Below are 21,044 nucleotides of genomic sequence, written 5' to 3' on the forward strand. Positions count from 1 at the left end.
CCTCGCGGTGGCCGTGTCGCTTCCGCTCTCCGGACCGGCTGTGCCGCAGCCGCGGGCACGCCCCGTGCCGATGCTCGCACCCTCCGTGGCGGCCCACGGCCAGGCAGCGGCGGCCCTCGCCGTGAGGATGCCTGGTCTGCCGTTTCTCGCCCGTTTCCGGCCGACTGCCGCCGGGTGTCCATCGGCCGTACAGCATGTGCCCGATCCCGCACGCCCGGTGATCGAGCCTGTCCGGCCGAGCACAGTAGTCGTACCTGGACGATGCGGCCACCCCTGACGTAAGGATGGGGCCATGGAAGCCATCATCACCGCAAGCGAACTCGCCGACGACCTGGCCGGCCCCAATCCGCCCGTCCTGCTGGACGTGCGCTGGCAGCTGACCACGCAGGGCGGCGCGGCCTTCGACGGCCGGGCCGAGTACACCGCCGGGCACCTGCCGGGCGCCCGCTACGTGGACCTCGACGCGGAACTGGCCGCCGCGCCCGGCGAGCGCGGCCGGCATCCCCTGCCCGACCTGGCCGTCTTCGGAGCCGCGATGCGCCGTGCGGGTGTGTCCGCGGACCGGCCGGTGGTCGTCTACGACGGCGGGCACGGCTGGGCGGCGGCGCGCGCCTGGTGGCTGCTGCGCTGGACGGGTCACCCGGACGTGCGGGTCCTGGACGGCGGGTTGCCGTCCTGGGGCGGTGCTCTTTCGGCTGACGCGGTGGAACCGGCCGAGGGTGACTTCGAACCCGCGCCCGGTGCGCTGGAGTTGCTCGACGCGGACGGGGCGGCCGCGCTGGCCCGCGCGGGTGTGCTGCTCGACGCCCGCGCGGGGGAGCGGTACCGGGGAGAGGTGGAGCCGATCGACCGGATCGGCGGCCACATCCCGGGCGCGGTCTCCGCGCCGACCTCCGAGAACGTCGGCCCGGACGGCCGTTTCCTGCCCGCCGGGGAGCTGAGTGACCGTTTCAAGGCGCTGGGCGCCTCCGGGGCGGCCCCGGTGGGCGTCTACTGCGGCTCGGGTGTCTCGGCCGCGCACGAGGTGCTGGCGCTGGCCGTGGCGGGCATTCCGGCGGCGCTGTACGTCGGTTCGTGGTCGGAGTGGTCCGCGGACCCGTCCCGTCCGGTCGCGGTCGGCCCCGACCCGCAGTAGCGGGAGCCGAAGAGGGGGCACGCGCGCGTGCCCCCTCTTCGTACGGTCGTACGGCTCCTGCTACTCCTGCTTCTTGCGCCGCGTCCCGAAGACGATCTCGTCCCAGCTCGGCACCGCGGCCCGGCGGCCGGGGCGGACGCCGTCGGCCTCGGCCTGACGGTCGGTGGCGCCGATCAGCCGGTCGCGGTGGCTGCCGACGGAGCGGGGCATGAGGACGTCCGCGTAGGCGGAGCCGGCCGAGGCCGCGGGGGCCGGCGGCTCCTCCGCCGCCGGTTCCGGTGCGGGCGGCTCCTCCGGGACGGCCTCGGCGGGGCGCTCCGGGACCACCATGTCGCCCCGGAAGCTGGGCACCGCCTCCAGCAGGCTGGTCAGCGAGTCCCGCTCGCCGGCCGTCTCCTCGACCGGTTCGGACGACTGTGCGGGCAGGCTCGGCCGGTCCCGGTCGCCGGTACGGTCCAGCGGGCGGTCGCGCGGCAGCCGCGCGATCCGCGGAACGAACGGAAAGCTGGGTTCCGGTACGGCGAGGTCGTCGGACTCGCCGATCAGCGAGCGTGCCTCGTCGTCGACGGCCTGCACGAGCCGCCGGGGCGGGTCGTAGGTCCAGCTCGCCGAGTGGGGTTCGCTCGCGACCCGGTAGACGAGGAGGACCTCCCAGGTGCCGTCGTCGCGCCGCCAGGAGTCCCACTGCACGGTGTCCTTGTCGGCGCCGCGCAGCACCAGCCGCTCCTGCACGGCCTCGCCGAGCAGCGGACCGGAGTTCTCGCCCGGCCGGCGGACCGGCGTCTTGCGGGCTCGTTCGGCCATGAAGGCGCGCTCGGCCAGTACCGGACCCTCGAAGCGCCGCACCCGGTCGACGGGGATCCCGGCGAGCTGGGCGACCTCTTCCGCGGTCGCGCCCGCCCGTATCCGCGCCTGGATGTCTCGGGGCCGGAGATGGCTCTCGACCTCGATCTCGATCTGGCCGAGCCGGGGCCGGTCGCCGCGCACGGCGGCACGGAGCCGTTCGTCGATCGGAAGCGTGTACTCCGTAGAGTCGGCAGCCTTGAGCACCAGTCGTGTGCCGTCATTGGAGACGGCCACGACACGCAGTTCGGGCATGGGGACCTCCCGGGTGGTGCCTGCCGACGTCACGTGCGTCGCTGCTTCCGCTAGTCGAGTGTGGCCTGCCCGGGTGCAGCCTGCCACAACCTTGCCGAGTTGCCCGGCGTGTCGGGCACGGGCCCGGGTACGCCGTTATGGCACGGTTACCTATTCGCAACGCTAAGTGACCAACTCCGTCACCCTGTGCAACTAGCCCCCTCCCGGCGGTCCCGTAAGGCCGCGGACGCCCTGGCGGGAGACCGGACCCAGGGCTCGCAACAGTACTCCATTCGGGCCACGTGCGTGGATTGGCGCGCCGCCCAACTTCTGGCAACGAGCCTTCCCCGGCCGCCGATTGCCCATTCCGGGGCGATCTTGAACGTGGCGTACTTCACGCATTCCGTAGAAACGGAACTAATGGTTTCGTCCGTACGTCCCTTTCTCGTGCGGTTGGTCGAACAAGTACGGGAAGGGCAGGCAAGGTTCGGGAATGCGTGAAAGGCCCGGTTCCGGTGACCAGGCGAGTACGGGAGAGGGGGTGACGGGGCGTCCGAGGCGGATCGGCCTCAGCGTGCCCCAGGTCGCGGGCAGCGCGGTGGCCGCGGTGGTGGCCGCCGAACTCGCGTCCTGCGCCGGGGTGTACGGCACGGTCCTCGGCGCCGGCGTCGTCAGTGTGATCGCCACCTGTGACGGCACGCTGTTCCAGCACTTCCTCAAGCGCACCGGGGAACGGCTGCGCGACGCGACGGTGACCCCCCGGCCCCGGGGGCAAGGGTCCCCGGCGCCCGGCGAGTTCACCGAGGGCACCGTCCACCGGGCCCGGGTGCGGAGCCGGCGCCGCCCGGTGGTCGCGGCGGCCCTGGTGTTCGCGGTGGCCATGGCCGGCATCACGACCTGTGAACTGGTCCAGGGCGGCAGTTTCAGTGGCGGCTCCGCCACGACGGTCAGCGGCGCCGTCACCGGCGGCACCGTGCCCGAGAAGCCCTCTGAGCCCTCTGAGTCCTCGGGTTCCCCGGGCCGGCCGGGCTCTTCCGGCCCGAACTCCGGTGACGGGACGGCCACTTCGCCCACTCCGACGCCGTCCTCCTCCCCGGATCCGGCCCGGACGCCCGCGAGCGGGGGTGCCGCGACGCCGGCACCGTCCGCGACCGAGTCCACGGGCGGGGAGCCGAGTACGGCCCCCTCGCCGACCGCGTCCTCGGCTACTGGCCCAGAACCCTCCGCAGATAGTCGTTCTGGAACAGCCGGTCCGGATCGAGCCGATCCCGCAGCGCGGTGAACTCGCCGAACCTCGGGTAGGCCTTGGCGAAGTACTCCGCGTCCCTGGTGTGCACCTTGCCCCAGTGCGGGCGGCCCTCGTGCGCGGTGAAGATGCGCTCGGCGGCGGTGAAGTACGCCTGGTACGGCGTGCCCCGGAACATGTGGACCGCCACGTAGGCGCTGTCCCGGGCGGAGGCGGTGGACAGGGCGATGTCGTCGGCCGGAGCGGTGCGGACCTCGACCGGGAAGTTGACCCTGAGGCCGGAGCGGTCGACCATCGCCTTCAGTTCCCGCACCGTGTCCACCAGGGCCTCGCGCGGCACGGCGTACTCCATCTCCACGAAACGTACCCGGCGCGGGGAGGTGAAGACCTTGTAGGGAATGTCCGTGTACGTCCGTGCGGACAGCGCCGTGCTGGAGATGCGGGCGACCGTCGGGACCACGGCGGGCACCGCCCGGCCGAGCAACTGCACCCCGTGGAAGAGGCCGTTGGAGAGGAACTCGTCCTCGAACCAGCCGGCCAGCCGACCCACGGGCTGCGCCGGGCCCGCGCTGCGGTTGTTGCGCTTGGTGTTGGTGTTGCCGGTGTGCGGGAACCAGTAGAACTCGAAGTGCTCGTTCTCGGACCAGAGCTGGTCGAACTCGGCGAGGACGCGGTCCAGGGGCATCGGTTCCTCGCGCGCGCCGAGCAGGAAGAGCGGCTCCACGGCGAAGGTGATCGCGGTGACGATCCCGAGCGCGCCGAGGCCGATCCGCGCGGCCGCGAAGACCGCGCGCTCCTCCTCGGTGCCGTCCGCGGAGCAGGTGAGCACCGAGCCGTCGGCGGTGACCAGTTCGAGTGCCCTGATCTGGGCGGCGAGCGAGGCGGACTCGCGGCCCGTGCCGTGGGTGCCGGTGCTGGTGGCCCCGGAGACCGTCTGCTCCATGATGTCGCCCATGTTGGTCAGCGACAGGCCCTCGCGGGCCAGGGCCATGTTGAGTCTCCTGAGCGGGGTGCCGGCCTCGACCGTGACGGTCATGGCCTTGCGGTCGATGCCGCGGATCCCGGTCAGCAGCTGAGGGCGGACCGAGAGGCCGTCGGTCGCGGCGATCGAGGTGAAGGAGTGGCCGCTGCCGACCGCCTTCACCTTCAGGCCGTCCTCGGCGGCCTGCCGTACCGCCGCAGCCAGTTCGTCCACGGAGGCGGGAGTGACCTCCCGCGCGGGGCTGACCGTGACGGTCCCTCCCCAGTTACGCCACGTGCCGCTCTTCCCGCTCGCTGTACTGCTCAACGGTGCCTCCCCGACCCGTGACCGGCCTGTTGAGCCGGCGGTAACCGAGGAAACCGACCGCGACCGCGACGGCCCCGGACACGGCCGGAACCCCGTACCCGGTGCGGGCCCCGGCAGCGTCGATCACCCAGCCGGCGACCGAGGAGCCGAGCGCCACCCCGACCGCGAGGCCGGTACTCACCCAGGTCATCCCCTCGGTGAGCTTCGCGCGAGGTACGTGCTTTTCGATGAGGGACATCGTCGTGATCATCGTCGGTGCGATGGACAGGCCCGCAACGAACAGCGCCACGGCCAGAAGCGGCAGGTTTCCGACCAGTAGGAGGGGGATCATACTCACGGCCATCGCACATATGCCCAGCAGCCACCTGCGTTCCGGCTTCCCCGCGAACCGCATCAGACCGAAGACCGCGCCGGCCAGACAGGAGCCGGCCGCGTACAGCGCGAGGACCACGCTCGCGGCACCCTTGTGGCCGCGTTCGTCGGCGAAGGCGACGGTCACCACGTCTACCGCGCCGAAGATCGCTCCGGTGGCCACGAAGGTCGCCACCAGCACCTGGAGACCGGGCGCGCGCAGCGCCGAACCGCGGGTGTGGTGCTCGCGCGGGTGCGGCGCGGGCTCGGTGGCGCGCTGGGCGGTCAGCCAGAAGACGCCGGCGGCCAGGAAGCAGGCGGCCAGCAGCGGCCCCGCCTCGGGGAACCAGACCGTGGACAGGCCGATGGAGATGATCGGCCCGAAGATGAAGCAGACCTCGTCGACGACCGACTCGAACGAGTAGGCGGTGTGCAGCTGCGGGGTGCCCCGGTAGAGGGCGGCCCAGCGGGCCCGGATCATCGCGCCCAGGCTCGGCACCGCGCCGATCCCGGCGGCGCAGACGAACAGCACCCAGTCCGGCCACCCGAAGCGCGCGGCGAGGAGCAGCCCGGCCGCCGCCGTGAGCGCGAGGAGGGTCGCGGGACGCAGCACCCGGCGCTGGCCGTGCTGGTCGACCAGCCGGGAGACCTGCGGGCCGACCGCGGCGGCGGACAGCGCGATGGTGGCCGAGAGGGCGCCGGCGAGCCCGTACCGCCCGTCGATCTGGGAGATCATCGTGACCACGCCGATGCCCATCATGGACAGCGGCATCCGGCCGACGAAGCCCGCGGCGGAGAAGCCCTTGGTGCCGGGAACGGCGAAGAGGGCACGGTAGGGGCTGGGCACGAGGGTCTCCGACGGGGCTGAGTAAGGCGTGACTGCGGTGTGTACAGCTTACGAGCGAGGGGACCCCGATGCACCTGGCCGGCTCTTGGGATAAACCTCCCGAATCCGACTCTTAATGCTCCTGTTTCCGGCCGGTCAGTGACGGGTGACAGGATCGGACACATGTCAGACGCGCTCGATGCCACCCCCTACGACGCCCTGCTCCTGCTCTCCTTCGGCGGCCCGGAAGGCCCGGACGACGTGGTCCCGTTCCTGGAGAACGTGACGCGCGGGCGCGGTATCCCGAAGGAACGTCTCAAGGAGGTCGGGCAGCACTACTTCCTCTTCGGCGGGGTCAGCCCGATCAACGACCAGAACCGCGCCCTGCTGGACGCTCTGCGCAAGGACTTCGCCGAGCACGGCCTGGACCTGCCGGTCTACTGGGGCAACCGGAACTGGGCGCCGTATCTGACGGACACCCTGCGCGAGATGGTCGCCGACGGGCGCCGCCGCGTCCTGGTCCTCGCCACCAGCGCCTACGCCTCCTACTCGGGCTGCCGGCAGTACCGCGAGAACCTCGCGGACTCCCTGGCCGAGCTGGCGGCCGAGGGCCTCGAACCGCCGAGGGTCGACAAGCTGCGGCACTACTTCAACCATCCCGGCTTCCTCGACCCGATGATCGACGGGGTGCTCCAGTGCCTCGCCGATCTCCCCGAGGACGTCCGCGCGGGTGCCCACATCGCCTTCACCACGCACTCCATCCCGACCGCGAGCGCCGACACCTCGGGACCGGCCGAGTCCCACGGGGAGGGCGGCGCCTACGTCGAGGAGCACCTGGACGTGGCGCAGCTGATCGCCGACGCGGTCCGCGAGCGCACCGGTGTCGACCACCCCTGGCGGCTCGTCTACCAGTCCCGCTCGGGCGCCCCGCACATCCCGTGGCTGGAGCCCGACATCTGCGACCACCTGGAGACGCTGCACGGCGCCGGGGCCCCCGCCGTCGTGATGGCCCCGATCGGCTTCGTCTCCGACCACATGGAGGTCCTCTACGACCTCGACACGGAGGCCATGGCCAGGGCCGAGGAGCTGGGTCTGCCGGTACGGCGGTCCGCGACCGTCGGGGACGACCCGCGGTTCGCCGCCGCGGTCCGGGACATGGTCCTGGAGCGCGCGGGCGTGGAGAACGGGCGGGAGGTCACGCCGTGCGCGCTGGGCGCGCTGGGCGCGAGCCACCACCTGTGCCCGGTCGGCTGCTGCCCGTCCCGCACCCCCCGCCCGGCCGCGGCCGGCGCCGACAGCCCGTACGCGTGAGGAGCCCCGTGACCGACGCCCTGCACTCCGACCTGCTCAGGCTCGCCCGGGAGGCGGCCGCCCGCGCGGGCGAGCTGCTCCGGGACGGCCGCCCGGCCGACCTCGCCGTGGCCCGGACCAAGTCCAGCCCGATCGACGTCGTGACCGAGATGGACATCGCGGCGGAGAAACTGATCACCGACCTGATCTCCGGCCACCGCCCCGACGACGGCTTCCTCGGCGAGGAAGGCGCGTCGGCCGAGGGCACGAGCGGGATCCGCTGGGTGATCGACCCGCTCGACGGTACCGTCAACTACCTGTACGGGCTGCCGACCTGGGGGGTCTCCATCGCGGCCGAGCAGGACGGCGAGACCGTGGCGGGGGTCGTCGCGGCACCGATGCGCGGCGAGACGTACCACGCGGTACGGGGCGGCGGGGCCTGGGCGACCGGGGCGTGGGAGGGCGAGCGGAAACTGCGCTGCCGCCCGGCGCCGCCGCTGGACCAGGCACTGGTGTCGACCGGCTTCAACTACGTGACCGAGGTCCGCACCCATCAGGCCGAGGTAGCCGCCCGGCTGATCCCGCTGCTCCGCGACGTACGCCGGAGCGGGTCGGCGGCGGTCGACCTGTGCGATGTGGCCTGCGGCCGGCTGGACGGGTACTTCGAGCGCGGACTGAACGCGTGGGACTGGGGCGCGGGCGACCTGATCGCGCGGGAGGCCGGCGCGTCGACCGGTGGCCGCCCCGGAGAGCGCCCGTCCCGGGATCTGACGATCGCCGGCACCCCGGGTGTCTTCGAGCCGCTCCAGCGGTTGCTGGAGGACTTCGGCGCCTGGCACGACTGAGCCCCGGACGCCGGGCGTGGGGGACCGGTTTTCTTCTGGTGCGGATGAGTCGAACGTCGTTGCGGTGGGTAGGGGCCACGGCATGAGCGGGGCCCCGGCGCTGGATTCGCCGGGGCCCTGCTCCTGTGCCGGTGAGCTGCTGCTGCGGGACTGTCAGACGCTGGTCACGCCGACTTCCACGCCGTGTTCGGCGGCGAGGCGGCGCAGGTCGTCGAGCTCGGCCTGCTCCACTTCGACAAGGAAGTCGTCGCCCTCGTCACGAGCCCGGGTGATGTCGGACTCGGTCGCCTTTATGCGCTGCAGAAGTCCTGTGGTGAATGCGTCCATGCTGCGCCCCCTCGTCCTGGGTCGTGGGTCGGTGGCACGGGGGTGTGCCGTTGAAGGGGCGATCACGTCTCTCGCGGGTGCCCAGCGCTGCCCAGCCGGGCGGCGACGGTGCCGGACACCCCCGTCGTCCACTCTGCTGTAGCGGCGACGTACGTACCGCATGGTGCTGCGGCACATGCAGAGCGTGATCGCGGGGTGTACATGCCGTCCTCCCCTCGCTCCCTTCGCTGGAAACCTCAACCGGAGGAGAAAATCTGGCATTCCCGCCCGGCGGCGCCGATCCTGTTGCCGCAGCCCTCGTCTTACTGCCGACTTATGGCCGAAAAGGGCAGGATGGAGGTCACACACCCCACGAAGGCCCCTGCCCGCGTGCGCCGCTGCGCGCTACGCGGGTGGACAGAGGAAGGACAAGCGACGTGCGCGTACTCGTCGTCGAGGACGAGCAATTGCTCGCCGATGCGGTGGCCACCGGACTGCGCCGGGAGGCCATGGCCGTCGACGTCGTGTACGACGGCGCGGCCGCCCTCGAGCGCATCGGCGTCAACGACTACGACGTGGTCGTCCTCGACCGTGACCTCCCCCTCGTGCACGGCGACGACGTCTGCCGCAGGATCGTCGAGCTGGGCATGCCCACGCGCGTGCTGATGCTCACCGCGTCCGGTGACGTCAGCGACCGTGTGGAGGGCCTGGAGATCGGCGCCGACGACTACCTTCCCAAGCCCTTCGCGTTCAGCGAGCTGATCGCGCGCGTGCGCGCCCTCGGCCGCCGCACCAGCATGCCGCTGCCCCCCGTCCTGGAGCGCGCCGGCATCAAGCTCGACCCGAACCGCCGCGAGGTCTTCCGCGACGGCAAGGAGGTCCAGCTCGCGCCGAAGGAGTTCGCGGTCCTGGAAGTGCTGATGCGCAGCGAGGGTGCGGTGGTCTCCGCCGAGCAGCTCCTCGAGAAGGCCTGGGACGAGAACACCGACCCCTTCACCAACGTGGTGCGCGTGACCGTGATGACGCTGCGCCGCAAGCTGGGCGAGCCCGCCGTGATCGTCACCGTCCCCGGCTCGGGTTACCGGATCTGATGACCGTGGCCGCCACTCCCGCGCCTCCGCAGGCACCCCCCAAGCCCACCTGGGACCCCCGGAGACCGCAGCCGGTCTTCCCGTGGCTGCGCCCGACCATCCGGATACGGCTCACGCTGCTGTACGGCGGCATGTTCCTGATCGCCGGCATCCTGCTGCTGTCGATCATCTACCTGCTCGCCGCGCAGGCGATCAGCACCGGCAATCAGCCGCTGTTCAAGATCGTCAAGTTCTCGTCGCTCCAGGTCTCCAGCGACAACTGCCCCGCGATCAACATGGCCAGCACCACGTCGCAGAGCGTGCCGCTGCCGGACTTCAACCAGGCGATCGCCCGGTGCGTGGACCACCAGCGCCAGGCCGCCCTGGACGACCTGCTGAGCCGTTCGCTGCTGGCCCTGCTCGGCCTGGCCGTGATCGCCTTCGCGTTCGGTTACGCGATGGCCGGACGGGTGCTGTCCCCGCTCGGCCGGATCACCCGCACCGCCCGCGCGGTGGCCGGCTCGGACCTCTCCCGCCGGATCGAACTCGACGGCCCGGACGACGAGCTCAAGGAGCTCGCGGACACCTTCGACGACATGCTGGAGCGGCTGCAGCGGGCCTTCACGGCCCAGCAGCGTTTCGTCGGCAACGCCTCCCACGAGCTGCGCACGCCGCTGGCGATCAACCGCACGCTCCTGGAGGTGCATCTGTCGGACCCGGGGGCACCGGTGGAGCTGCAGCAACTCGGCAAGACCCTGCTGGCCACCAACGAACGCAGCGAACAGCTCGTGGAGGGCCTGCTGCTGCTCGCCCGCAGCGACAACCAGATCGTCGAGCGCAAACCGGTCGACCTGGCCGAAGTGGCCACCCAGGCCGTCGACCAGGTGCACGCGGAGGCCGCGGCCAAGGGCGTGGCCGTCCGGGGCGTGCGCAAGCCGGCGGTCGTGCAGGGCAACGGCGTCCTGCTGGAGCGGATCGCGCTGAACCTGGTGCAGAACGCGGTGCGCTACAACGTGCCCGAGGACGGCTGGGTCGAGGTCGACACCGAGATCCAGCACGGCCAGGCGGTACTGTCCGTGTCGAACACCGGCCCGGTGGTGCCGGCGTACGAGATCGACAACCTGTTCGAGCCCTTCCGGCGGCTCCGTACCGAGCGGACGGGCAGCGACAAGGGCGTCGGCCTCGGCCTGTCCATCGTCCGGTCGGTGGCGCGGGCGCACGGCGGTCACATCGCGGCACAGCCACGCGAGGGCGGTGGTCTCGTGATGAGGGTCACCTTCCCCGTCTGATGCCGTTGCAAGATCGCGACACACGCGGGGGATGTTCGCTTTGCGCGGAATTTTCGCTCGGTGTGTCGTGGTACCCCTTGTGTGATCGATCACAAGGGCGTATTTCAGGCCATCTACTCTCCGTGATCACGGCGGGGGGAATAAAGCCGGGAAAATCCCTGTTTTCACGGGTCTTGATCACGGGAAGTACAGGGTGAGGCGCCTTTGAGGTGCCTCGTGAGGACCGTGTACGGTCCCCATCGCCATTCAACCCGATCACTCTCGGGGGATCCGGTTGGGTGTCGATTGAGTAACAGACCTTGATGTGAGGCAAAATCTCCGCCTCAGGTCGGGCACAAGTCCGGCCTCTCACGCGTTACGTGCGCTGGAGACACCGCAGACACCCAGAGGGGGAGAGCGACCATGGCAACCGATTACGACACTCCACGCAAGACCGACGACGACGTCGACTCGGACAGTCTTGAAGAGCTGAAGGCCCGGAGGAACGACAAGTCCACGTCCTCGGTGGACGTAGACGAGTTCGAGGCCGCCGAAGGCCTGGAGCTGCCCGGCGCGGACCTCTCGAACGAGGAGCTGGCCGTCCGGGTGCTGCCCAAGCAGCAGGACGAGTTCACCTGCATGAGCTGCTTCCTGGTGCACCACCGCAGCCAGCTGGCCCGGGAGAAGAACGGTCAGCCGATCTGCCGCGACTGCGACTGAGGAGGGGTCGGGCATGACTGGCTCGACCCCACCCCGGAAGCGCCGTTTCCCCCTGCCGGGAGCGGACTCGGGGCCGTCCGACGGCCCACGCGCGCGTGACGACGGGCGAGGCTCATCCGATCCGGGAGCCTCGCTCGAACCGGCGGCCGACCGGGGTGACCTCCCGGCGCCGGCGGACGAGCCCGCGCCCGTCGGCAGGCGACGGGCCGGGGCCATCCGTGACAAGGCCGTGAACCTGGCCCGGGAAGGTGCCCGTAAGGGCGGCAGCCGGGCGAGAGCGGGGCTGGCCTACCTCGCGGACCGGATCATCGAGATCGCCCCTCGTGTCCCCGTACGCGACCTCGGGACCCTGCGCCGGCAGTTCCCGGACCTCGGGCCCGAGCAGCTCGCCGACAAACTGGTGGCGGGTGCGGCGGGCGCGACCTCGGCGGTCGGCGCCGGGGTCGGCGCGGCGGCGATGCTGCCGGTGCCGCCGGCGATGCCGACCGAGCTGGCCGCGGAGATCACCGGGGTCGCGGCGATCGAGCTCAAGCTGATCGCCGAACTCCACGAGGTCTACGGCGTGCGGCCGCCGGGCGGTCTGAAAGCCCGCTCCACCGCGTATCTGGCCTCCTGGTCGGGGGAGCGCGGAATCGACGTGATGAAGCCGTCGACGATCAACAACGCCCTCGGCGGGCACATGAAGCGCGAGCTGCGCCAGCAGATCATGAAGCGGATGGTGCGGGACCTGCCCAACCTGATGCCGTTCATGGTGGGCGCCGCGGTGGGCGCGGTCATGAACCGCCGGGACACCAGGAAGCTCGCGGCGCGGATCCGCGCGGACCTGAGAAAGATCCAGGTGCCGTGGGAGGAACTGCCGGAGCTGCCGCCGCTGGAGAAACCGGCGGAGCCGCTGCCGATCGCCGAGCTGCCGGAGGACTTCGGAGGGTGACGGCCGGCGGCGGGAACCGGGCGAGGCCTACCGGGCCTGCTTCGCCGCCTCGATCGCCGCCGCCAGAGCCTCCGGCTCCCGGGTCGACAGGTACAGGTACGGCGTCGGGTCCGCCGGGTCCGTGACCTCCACGCGCAGGGCCCTCGGGATGTAGGCGCGCAGCAGGAGGAAGGCGCGGACGTCGGCCTTGTACGTGCGCCAGGCGCGCGCCTCCTCCGGGTCCAGCACCTCCGAGGCGCCGAGCGCGGACACCGGGATCTTCGCCTCGCCCGCGATCAGCGAGTCGCCCACGACCCGGATCCGCGGTGAGCCGTACGAACTGGCCACCACGGCCGCCGCCGCCGTGCCGCCCACCAGGCCGCCGAGCGTGGGCAGGGTGCCGAACGGCAGCAGGACCAGGGCGCACGAGACGCCGAGCAGGAAGCTGAGGAACCACCACGACCGGGGGGCCGTGAGGCGTTCTTCGTACGGGGTGGCGGAGAGCTGCATGGAGCCAAGCTTGGCACGGTGTCCGGATTCACCGGACGCGCGGGTAAGGTCTGCGCCTGTGAGTGGTAGTTCCGCAGCTCTTCAGCCTCCCGCCAGTGCCAGGAAACCGGTGCGGCACCCCGACGCTCCCGCGCCCGGCGAGCTCATCGGCGCCCACTACGAACAGTGTTTCGGGTGCGGCCACGGGCAGTCGCACGGGCTGCACCTGGAGGTGCGGGCCGGCGAGGGAGTCTCCCTCACCGCCGAGTTCACCGTGCGGGCCGCGCACCAGGGCGCCCCGGGCCTCGCGCACGGCGGTGTCCTCGCCACGGCTCTCGACGAGACGCTGGGCTCGCTGAACTGGCTGCTGCGGAAGATCGCCGTCACCGGACGGCTGGAGACCGACTTCGTACGACCGGTGCCCGTGGGCACCACGCTGCACCTGGCGGCCGAGGTCGCCGCGGTGGCCGGCCGGAAGATCTACTCGACCGCCACCGGGCGCCTGGACGGCCCGGACGGCCCCGTCGCCGTCCGTGCCGAGGCGCTCTTCGTGGAGGTACCGGTCGAGCACTTCACCGACCACGGCCGCGAGGAAGAGATCAAGGCCGCCATGAACGACCCGGACCAGATCCGGCGCACCCGCGCCTTCGAGGTGAACCCGTGAACCCCGCATCCTCCGCGAGCCCGCTCGACGTCCTGATCCGCCGTGTCGACCAGGACGTACCGCTTCCGGCGTACGAGCACCCCGGCGACGCGGGAGCCGATCTGCGCACCACCGAGCCGTGCGAGCTGAAGCCCGGCGAACGGGCCGTCCTGCCCACAGGGGTGTCGATCGCCCTCCCGGAGGGGTACGCGGCCTTCGTACACCCTCGTTCGGGGCTCGCCGCCCGGTGCGGTGTGGCCCTCGTGAATGCCCCGGGGACGATTGATGCCGGGTACCGTGGGGAGATCAAGGTGATCGTGGTGAATCTCGACCCGCGCGAGGCCGTGCGGTTCGAGCGCTTCGACCGGATTGCCCAACTGGTCGTCCAGCAGGTCGAGAGGGTCCGCTTCCAGGAGGTGGCGGAACTTCCCGATTCGGCACGGGCCGAGGGGGGCTTCGGGTCCACCGGCGGGCATGCCGCGGTGGACGACGTGAGCGGCACAAGCGGTCAGGCCGCCGAGGGCGGTCGGCCGGGTGGGAATCGATACGCTTCGGTCGTATCCGACCGGGAAGGACAGTGACGTGTTCGGACGTCGCAACAAGAAGGGTGCCGCCGAGGATGCGGCCGGCGAGGCCGAGCAGGTCGTCGACAGCATCGACACCGAGGCGGACGAGGAAAAGGGCGAGCGCGAGCGCGTGCGCCTGGAGCCGGAGCCCCGGCCCGACGGGCCGTGGGACGCCACCGAGGTGCGGGAGCCGGGCGAGGGCCGGGTGGACCTCGGCGGGCTGTTCGTGCCCGGCGTCGACGGCATGGAGCTGCGGGTCGAGGTCGCGGGTGACGCGATCGTCGCGGCGACCGTGGTGCTCAAGGACAGTGCCGTGCAGCTGCAGGCCTTCGCCGCGCCCAAGCGTGAGGGCATCTGGGGCGAGGTGCGCGAGGAGATCGGCTCCGGCATCACCCAGCAGGGTGGCATCGTCGATGAGGTCGAGGGCCCGCTGGGCTGGGAGCTGCGTGCTCAGGTGCCGGTCCAGCTGCCGGACGGCACGGGCGGCTACCAGGTCGTGCGGTTCGTGGGTGTGGACGGACCGCGCTGGTTCCTGCGCGGTGTGATCTCCGGGCAGGGCGCGGTGCAGCCGCAGGCCGCCGGGCTCCTGGAGCAGATCTTCCGGGACACCGTCGTGGTCCGCGGCGAGGGCCCGATGGCACCCCGTGACCCGATCGTCCTGAAGCTGCCGAACGACGCCCAGATGGTTCCCGAGGGCGTCCAGCAGGAGGAGTCCTCGCGCTTCTCCGGCGGCATGGGCCAGCTCCAGCGCGGACCGGAGATCACCGAGGTCCGGTAGCGGAGCCGAGAAGCGGCAGGGCCGTACCCCGAGTCCGGGGTGCGGCCCTTTCACATGCGCGGGTGATCCGGTGTGAATGACCCCGCCTTACTTCACACCTTGACGGAAGTCTGGTCCGTACCTACGGTCTCGGCACGCCTATGTTCACAGAGGCGCTCCAAGTTCACATACGAGAACTAGAACGGAGTCGCTGTGCGTCGCATCCCCCTGCTCGCGGCCGCGGGAGCCCTGCTCCTGGGCGTCTTCACGGCCCCCGCCGCCCACTCGGCCCCCAGCACCTTCGTGCACCCGGGAGTCACCGTCTCCAAGTCCCAGCTGGACTTCGCCCGCGCCGAGGTGCTGGCCGGCGCCCAGCCCTGGAAGTCGGCCTACGACCAGATGATGGCGAGCAAGTACGCCGACCTGAACCGGACGCCCGCCCCCAGGGCAACGGTCGAGTGCGGGTCGTACTCGAACCCCAACTACGGCTGCACCGACGAGCGCGAGGACGCGATCGCCGCCTACACCGACGCCCTTGCCTGGTACGTCACCAAGGACGCGCGCTACGCCCAGAAGGCGATCCAGATCATGGACGCCTGGTCGGCCACCATCACCAGCCACACCAACAGCAACGCGCCCCTGCAGACCGGCTGGGCCGGCTCCTCCTGGCCCAAGGCCGCCGAGATCATCAGGTACACGTACACCGGGACCTGGGCGAACGAGGCCCGCTTCGCCACCATGCTGCGCGACGTCTACCTCCCCACCGTCATCAAGGGCTCCAACTCCAACGGCAACTGGGAGCTGACGATGATGGAGGCCGCCGTCGGCATCTCCGTCTTCCTGGAGGACAAGGCGTCGTACGACACGGCCATGGCCAAGTTCCGCACCCGCACGGCCGCCTACGTCTACCTGGCCTCCGACGGGTCGGTGCCGAAGACCGTGCCCAGCCAGAACCTCGACACCACCGCCAAGATCGTCTCCTACTGGCAGGGCCAGTCCACCTTCGTCACCGGCCTCACCCAGGAGACCTGCCGGGACTTCACGCACACCGGCTACGGCATCTCCTCGATCTCGCACGTCGCCGAGACCAGCCGGATCCAGGGCCAGGACCTCTACGGCACGGACGTCGGCGAACGGCTGCGCCAGGCGCTCGGCTTCCAGGCCAAGTACCAGCTGGGCACCGCCGTCCCCAGCTGGCTCTGCGGCGGCTCCCTGACCCTCGGCCTCGGGCCCGTCACCGAGGTCGGCTACAACGCCCTCCACAACCGGCTGGGCATCGCCATGACCAACACCCAGACGCTCACCCAGAACAACCGTCCCGCGGGCACCAACAACCTCTTCACGGCCTGGGAGACCCTCACCCACGGCGACAACCCCAACTGAGCCGCGCCGAGCTCCTGACGTGCCCCGCGGCCCCTCGGCAGGGCCCGCGGGGCACATCAGGGTTCTGTCAAAGATGCCCGCCGCCGGACCGCCCGGCCCGTTCGCCTGGACTGTTGGCCGTAAGGTCGACGCTGCGTAGGCGGCGGTAAGCGGAAGACAATGGGACCATGGCACGCGGCAAGCTTCGGATCTATCTCGGTGCGGCACCGGGCGTGGGCAAGACCTACGCCATGCTCTCCGAGGCCCACCGGCGTGTGGAGCGCGGCACCGACTGCGTGGTCGCCTTCGTGGAGCACCACGACCGGCCGCGCACCGAGGTGATGCTGCACGGCCTGGAGCAGCTCCAGCGCAGGGAACTGCAGTACCGGGACACCGCCTTCACCGAGATGGACGTGGACGCCGTGCTGCGCCGCGCCCCCGCCGTCGCCCTGGTGGACGAACTCGCCCACACCAACGTCCCCGGCTCCCGCAACGCCAAGCGCTGGCAGGACGTCGAGGAGCTGCTGGCCGCCGGGATCGACGTCGTCTCCACCGTCAACATCCAGCACCTGGAGTCCCTCGGCGACGTCGTCGAGTCCATCACGGGCGTGCGCCAGCGCGAGACCGTGCCCGACGAGGTGGTACGGCGCGCCGACCAGATCGAGCTGGTCGACATGTCGCCCCAGGCGCTGCGCCGGCGCATGGCGCACGGCAACATCTACCAGTCCGACAAGGTCGACGCGGCCCTGTCCAACTACTTCCGGCCGGGCAACCTGACCGCACTGCGCGAACTGGCGCTGCTGTGGGTGGCCGACCGGGCCGACGAGTACCTGAAGCAGTACCGCAGCGAGCACCGGGTCTCGAAGATCTGGGGCTCGCGGGAGCGGATCGTCGTCGGGCTGACCGGCGGACCCGAGGGGCGCACGCTGATCCGGCGGGCCGCGCGGCTGGCCGAGAAGGGCGCGGGCGGCGAGGTGCTGGCCGTCTACATATCCCGCAGCGACGGCCTGACCTCCGCCTCCCCGAAGGAACTCGCCGTCCAGCGCACCCTGGTCGAGGACCTGGGCGGCACCTTCCACCAGGTCGTCGGCGAGGACGTCCCCGCGGCCCTGCTCGACTTCGCGCGCGGGGTCAACGCCACCCAGATCGTGCTCGGCTCCTCGCGCCGCAAGGCCTGGCAGTACGTGCTGGGGCCCGGCGTCGGCGCCACGGTCGCCCGCGAGTCCGGGCCCGACCTGGACGTCCACATCGTCACCCACGAAGAGGTCGCCAAGGGGCGCGGACTGCCGGGGGCCCGGGGGGCCCGGCTCGGGCGCGGCCGGATCGTCGCGGGCTGGCTGGCCGGCCTCGCCGGGCCGGCCGTGATGGCGGTGCTGCTGAACACCGTGGATCTCGGCCTCGCCAACGACATGCTGCTCTTCCTGACCCTCACGGTCGCGGCGGCGCTGCTCGGCGGGCTCTTCCCGGCGCTCGCCTCGGCGGCCTTCGGGTCCCTGCTGCTCAACTACTTCTACACCCCGCCCCTGCACCGGCTGACCATCGCCGATCCGAAGAACATCGTGGCGATCGTGGTCTTCTTCGGGGTCGCGCTGTCCGTCGCCTCGGTCGTGGACCTCGCCGCCCGGCGTACCCACCAGGCCGCCCGGCTGCGTGCCGAGTCCGAGATCCTCTCCTTCCTCGCCGGCAACGTGCTGAGAGGGGAGACCAGCCTGGAAGAGCTCCTGGAACGGGTCCGGGAGACCTTCGGCATGGAGTCCGCCGCCCTCCTGGAGCGGTCGGGCGACGTCGAGCCGTGGAGCTGCGCGGGCCGGGCCGGCATCGGCCCCGCCCTGGCCCGGCCCGAGGACGCCGACGTCGACGTACCCATAGGCGACCACATGGCCCTCGCGCTGACCGGCCGGGTGCTGCCCGCCGAGAACCGCCGGGTGCTCGCCGCCTTCGCCGCCCAGGCAGCCGTCGTGCTGGACCGCAGGCGGCTCCAGGAGGAGGCCGAGGGGGCCCGCGCGCTCGCCGAGGGCAACCGGATCCGTACGGCCCTGCTGGCCGCCGTCAGCCATGATCTGCGCACCCCGCTCGCCGGGATCAAGGCGGCGGTGTCGTCGCTGCGCTCGGACGACGTGGCCTGGTCCGAGGAGGACCAGGCGGAGCTGCTGGAAGGCATCGAGGAGGGCGCCGACCGGCTCGACCACCTGGTCGGCAACCTGCTCGACATGTCCCGCCTGCAGACCGGCACCGTCACCGCGATCGTCCGGGAGACCGATCTCGACGAGGTGGTTCCGATGGCCCTGGCCGGGGTCCCCGAGGGGAGCGTGGAGCTGGACGTCCCCGAGAGCCTGCCCATGGTGGAGGCCGACGCCGGGCTCCTGGAGCGGTCGGTGGCCAACCTGGTCGAGAACGCCGTCAAGTACAGCCCGGCCGACCGGCCCGACCGGGTGGTCGTCGTGTCCGCCAGTGCCATCGCCGACCGCGTGGAGCTGCGGATCGTGGACCGCGGGCCCGGCGTGCCCGACGACGCCAAAGAACGCATATTCGAACCCTTCCAGCGCTACGGTGACGCTCCGCGCGGCGCCGGGGTCGGCTTGGGGCTCGCGGTCGCCCGGGGCTTCGCCGAGGCGATGGGCGGCACCCTCAACGCCGAGGACACGCCCGGTGGCGGCCTCACCATGGTCCTCACCCTTCGCGCGGCAGGATCGGTCACCGCAGCAGCAGAACCCGTGGCGCAGGCAGCAGCACGAGCCGCGGCAGAACCGGAAAGGCAGGCCTCATGACCCGTGTGCTCGTGGTCGACGACGAGCCGCAGATCGTGCGCGCCCTCGTGATCAACCTCAAGGCGCGCAAGTACGAGGTCGACGCGGCCCCCGACGGCCGTACCGCCCTCGAACTGGCCGCCTCGCGCCACCCCGACGTGGTCGTCCTCGACCTCGGCCTGCCCGACATGGACGGCGTCGAGGTGATCAAGGGGCTGCGCGGCTGGACCCGGGTGCCCATCCTGGTGCTGTCCGCCCGGCACTCCTCCGACGAGAAGGTCGAGGCGCTCGACGCGGGCGCCGACGACTACGTCACCAAGCCCTTCGGCATGGACGAGCTGCTGGCCCGGCTGCGGGCCGCTGTCCGGCGTGCGGAGCCGGTCTCCGGCGGCGGCGAGGACGACGTGCTGGTGGAGACCGAGGGGTTCACCGTCGACCTGGCCGCGAAGAAGGTCAACCGGGCCGGCAGGGACGTCCGGCTGACCCCCACCGAGTGGCATCTGCTGGAGGTGCTGGTCCGCAACACCGGCCGGCTGGTCAGCCAGAAGCAACTGCTGCAGGAGGTGTGGGGCCCGTCGTACGGGACCGAGACCAACTACCTGCGCGTGTACATGGCGCAGCTGCGCCGCAAACTGGAGACGGACCCCTCGCACCCGGAGCACTTCATCACGGAGCCGGGGATGGGGTACCGCTTCGAGAAGTGAGCCGCGGTTCGACCGGGGGTCCGGGGTGTCCCCCCGGGGGGATGCGGCATCACGGAGCCGGGGACGGGGTACCGGTTCGAGAAGTGGGCCGGGACGTGAGCTGGACTACGGCAGTGCCGGTGGGCCCCGGTACGCTTTCAGACATGAGTGCTGTTCCTCGTCCCGAAAAGCCGGCCGGCCGGTTCCGGCGCATGCTGGGCCGGCTGTCCTCGTCGCAGGAGGACCTGGAGTCCGAGGAGCTGCGCGAGGACGCCGACACGGCGGGCTGCATCCGGATCGGCGACTGCCATGACCGGCAGATCGTCACCGTTACTGGTACCTTGCGCACGGTCACCCTGCGGCCGCGCGCCGGAGTCCCGGCCCTGGAGGCCGAGCTGTTCGACGGCTCCGCGGCGCTGGACGTGGTGTGGCTCGGCAGACGCTCCATCGTGGGCATAGAACCGGGGCGCAGACTGATCGCATCGGGCCGGATCTCGCTGAGCCGGGGCCGCCGGGTGCTGTTCAACCCCAAGTACGAACTGAGACCCCTCGGTAGGGAGTAGCCGGTGACGTCGCTCGACAAGCCGACCGAAGACACGCAGGCAAAGGACGACGCGCGGGCGGTGACCGAGGCCGCGCTGTTCGAGGCCTTCGGCGGCGTGCGCGGCATGGTCGAGACGGTCCTGCCCGGCCTGCTGTTCGTCACGATCTTCACCCTCAACAAGGACCTGCACTGGTCGGCGATCGCCGCCCTCGCGGTCTCCGTGGTGCTGGTCGTGGTCCGCCTGGCCATGCGGGACACCGTCAAGCACGCCTTCAGCGGGGTCTTCGGCGTCGTCTTCGGTGTCGTCTTCGCGATGATGACCGGCAACGCCAAGGACTTCTACCTGCCCGGCATGCTCTACACACTGGGTCTGGCGGTGGCCTACATCGTCACCACGCTGTGCGGGGTGCCGCTGATCGGCCTGATCCTCGGCCCGGTCTTCAAGGAGAACCTCTCCTGGCGCACCCGCAACCCCGGCCGCAAGAAGGCGTACGCGAAGGCCAGCTGGGCCTGGGGCCTGATCCTGCTCGCCAAGTGCGCGATCCTCTTCCCGCTGTACTGGTGGGCCAACACGGCCCAGCTCGGCTGGGTGCTGGTCGCGCTGAAGATCCCGCCGTTCCTGCTCGCCGTCTGGCTCACCTGGGTCTTCCTGGCGAAGGCGCCGCCGCCGATCGACGTCTTCGCCGAGATGGAGGCGGAGGAGAAGGCCGAGGAGGAGCGCAAGGCCGCGCTGGCCGCCGAGAGCGGCGAGCCCTCCGGCGGACGCCACCGCAGGTAGGCCGGTATCCGGACACGACAGAGGGGCGCCCTCCGCCGCGGCGGGGGGGGGCCCCCTTTCGCGTTTTGTTGATCTTTCCCCCGCGCCCAAAAAAAAGCCTCTAACGTTTTCCCTTGTGCCTTGGGCCCAAGAAAAAGGGAACT

The 21,044-nt window shown here is 71.3% G+C and carries 21 protein-coding genes; 16 read left to right on the plus strand and 5 right to left on the minus strand.

Annotation, left to right across the window (positions count from 1 at the left end; genetic code table 11):
- The first annotated feature begins 292 nt into the window (after positions 1-292).
- Entirely contained in the window at positions 293-1,135 is an 843-nt protein-coding gene (locus ACZ4O3_RS00645) for a sulfurtransferase (RefSeq protein WP_467720680.1), read from the plus strand.
- Positions 1,136-1,195: 60 nt separating this feature from the next.
- Here ACZ4O3_RS00645 and sepH read toward each other — a convergent pair whose 3' ends face one another.
- Positions 1,196-2,233: a septation protein SepH gene (gene sepH / locus ACZ4O3_RS00650; protein WP_384992976.1), complete on the minus strand. Its 1,038-nt coding sequence runs from the start codon at positions 2,231-2,233 to the stop codon at positions 1,196-1,198.
- 520 nt (positions 2,234-2,753) lie between these two features.
- On the opposite strand from sepH, the gene ACZ4O3_RS00655 reads away from it, so the two are divergent.
- The gene (locus ACZ4O3_RS00655; RefSeq protein ID WP_467720681.1) at positions 2,754-3,494 is read left to right on the plus strand and encodes a hypothetical protein; all 741 of its coding nucleotides are present in this window, start codon (positions 2,754-2,756) and stop codon (positions 3,492-3,494) included.
- On the opposite strand, the gene ACZ4O3_RS00660 is transcribed toward ACZ4O3_RS00655, so the two are convergent.
- Both ACZ4O3_RS00660 and ACZ4O3_RS00665 read right to left on the minus strand, forming a co-directional pair.
- A complete protein-coding gene (locus ACZ4O3_RS00660) occupies positions 3,418-4,746 on the minus strand; it encodes a D-arabinono-1,4-lactone oxidase (protein ID WP_362728410.1) in 1,329 nt (442 codons plus the stop codon). The two genes, ACZ4O3_RS00655 and ACZ4O3_RS00660, sit on opposite strands and share 77 nt — an antisense overlap.
- The gene (locus tag ACZ4O3_RS00665) at positions 4,706-5,944 is read right to left on the minus strand and encodes an MFS transporter (RefSeq protein ID WP_467720682.1); all 1,239 of its coding nucleotides are present in this window, start codon (positions 5,942-5,944) and stop codon (positions 4,706-4,708) included. The genes ACZ4O3_RS00660 and ACZ4O3_RS00665 overlap by 41 nt, the downstream gene beginning before the upstream one ends.
- 162 nt (positions 5,945-6,106) lie before the next feature.
- Here ACZ4O3_RS00665 and ACZ4O3_RS00670 point away from each other — a divergent pair, with 162 nt between their 5' ends.
- Positions 6,107-7,234, plus strand: coding sequence for a ferrochelatase (locus ACZ4O3_RS00670; RefSeq protein ID WP_467720683.1), 1,128 nt, complete (start codon positions 6,107-6,109; stop codon positions 7,232-7,234).
- 8 nt (positions 7,235-7,242) lie between these two features.
- Positions 7,243-8,058: an inositol monophosphatase family protein gene (locus tag ACZ4O3_RS00675; RefSeq protein WP_467720684.1), complete on the plus strand. Its 816-nt coding sequence runs from the start codon at positions 7,243-7,245 to the stop codon at positions 8,056-8,058.
- 153 nt (positions 8,059-8,211) lie between these two features.
- Here ACZ4O3_RS00675 and ACZ4O3_RS00680 read toward each other — a convergent pair whose 3' ends face one another.
- Positions 8,212-8,385, minus strand: coding sequence for a hypothetical protein (locus tag ACZ4O3_RS00680; RefSeq protein WP_362728889.1), 174 nt, complete (start codon positions 8,383-8,385; stop codon positions 8,212-8,214).
- A gap of 416 nt (positions 8,386-8,801) precedes the next feature.
- Here ACZ4O3_RS00680 and ACZ4O3_RS00685 point away from each other — a divergent pair, with 416 nt between their 5' ends.
- From ACZ4O3_RS00685 to ACZ4O3_RS00700, 4 genes are all read left to right on the plus strand, one after another.
- Entirely contained in the window at positions 8,802-9,455 is a 654-nt protein-coding gene (locus tag ACZ4O3_RS00685) for a response regulator transcription factor (RefSeq protein WP_362728891.1), read from the plus strand.
- A gap of 5 nt (positions 9,456-9,460) precedes the next feature.
- Complete coding sequence (locus ACZ4O3_RS00690; protein WP_362728893.1) at positions 9,461-10,723, plus strand: sensor histidine kinase; 1,263 nt, start codon at positions 9,461-9,463, stop codon at positions 10,721-10,723.
- A 402-nt stretch (positions 10,724-11,125) separates the two neighbouring features.
- A complete protein-coding gene (locus ACZ4O3_RS00695; RefSeq protein WP_003997302.1) occupies positions 11,126-11,422 on the plus strand; it encodes a DUF4193 domain-containing protein in 297 nt (98 codons plus the stop codon).
- A gap of 13 nt (positions 11,423-11,435) precedes the next feature.
- Positions 11,436-12,353, plus strand: coding sequence for a hypothetical protein (locus ACZ4O3_RS00700; RefSeq protein ID WP_384992960.1), 918 nt, complete (start codon positions 11,436-11,438; stop codon positions 12,351-12,353).
- Between the two features lie 27 nt (positions 12,354-12,380).
- Here the strand turns inward: ACZ4O3_RS00700 and ACZ4O3_RS00705 are convergent, their stop codons facing one another.
- Entirely contained in the window at positions 12,381-12,842 is a 462-nt protein-coding gene (locus tag ACZ4O3_RS00705; protein ID WP_362727556.1) for a DUF3093 domain-containing protein, read from the minus strand.
- Positions 12,843-12,900: 58 nt separating this feature from the next.
- On the opposite strand from ACZ4O3_RS00705, the gene ACZ4O3_RS00710 reads away from it, so the two are divergent.
- The 8 genes from ACZ4O3_RS00710 (at position 12,901) to ACZ4O3_RS00745 (ending at position 20,901) form a co-directional block, all read left to right on the plus strand.
- Complete coding sequence (locus tag ACZ4O3_RS00710) at positions 12,901-13,485, plus strand: PaaI family thioesterase (protein ID WP_362727558.1); 585 nt, start codon at positions 12,901-12,903, stop codon at positions 13,483-13,485.
- Positions 13,482-14,045, plus strand: coding sequence for a dUTP diphosphatase (gene dut / locus ACZ4O3_RS00715; protein WP_362727560.1), 564 nt, complete (start codon positions 13,482-13,484; stop codon positions 14,043-14,045). Before ACZ4O3_RS00710 ends, dut begins: the two co-directional genes overlap by 4 nt.
- Position 14,046: 1 nt before the next feature.
- Positions 14,047-14,808, plus strand: a complete 762-nt coding sequence (locus ACZ4O3_RS00720; RefSeq protein ID WP_467720685.1) for a DUF3710 domain-containing protein — start codon at positions 14,047-14,049, stop codon at positions 14,806-14,808.
- A 192-nt stretch (positions 14,809-15,000) separates the two neighbouring features.
- Complete coding sequence (locus ACZ4O3_RS00725; RefSeq protein WP_467720686.1) at positions 15,001-16,170, plus strand: alginate lyase family protein; 1,170 nt, start codon at positions 15,001-15,003, stop codon at positions 16,168-16,170.
- A gap of 167 nt (positions 16,171-16,337) precedes the next feature.
- Positions 16,338-18,917, plus strand: coding sequence for a DUF4118 domain-containing protein (locus ACZ4O3_RS00730; RefSeq protein WP_467720687.1), 2,580 nt, complete (start codon positions 16,338-16,340; stop codon positions 18,915-18,917).
- The gene (locus ACZ4O3_RS00735; RefSeq protein WP_362729436.1) at positions 18,914-19,600 is read left to right on the plus strand and encodes a response regulator; all 687 of its coding nucleotides are present in this window, start codon (positions 18,914-18,916) and stop codon (positions 19,598-19,600) included. The genes ACZ4O3_RS00730 and ACZ4O3_RS00735 overlap by 4 nt, the downstream gene beginning before the upstream one ends.
- A gap of 143 nt (positions 19,601-19,743) precedes the next feature.
- A complete protein-coding gene (locus tag ACZ4O3_RS00740; protein ID WP_362729438.1) occupies positions 19,744-20,142 on the plus strand; it encodes an OB-fold nucleic acid binding domain-containing protein in 399 nt (132 codons plus the stop codon).
- Positions 20,143-20,145: 3 nt separating this feature from the next.
- On the plus strand, positions 20,146-20,901 hold the full coding sequence (locus ACZ4O3_RS00745; protein WP_467720688.1) for a DUF3159 domain-containing protein: 756 nt from the start codon (positions 20,146-20,148) through the stop codon (positions 20,899-20,901).
- The last annotated feature ends 143 nt before the right edge of the window (positions 20,902-21,044 follow it).

The organism is Streptomyces sp. NPDC026515 (assembly GCF_055567595.1).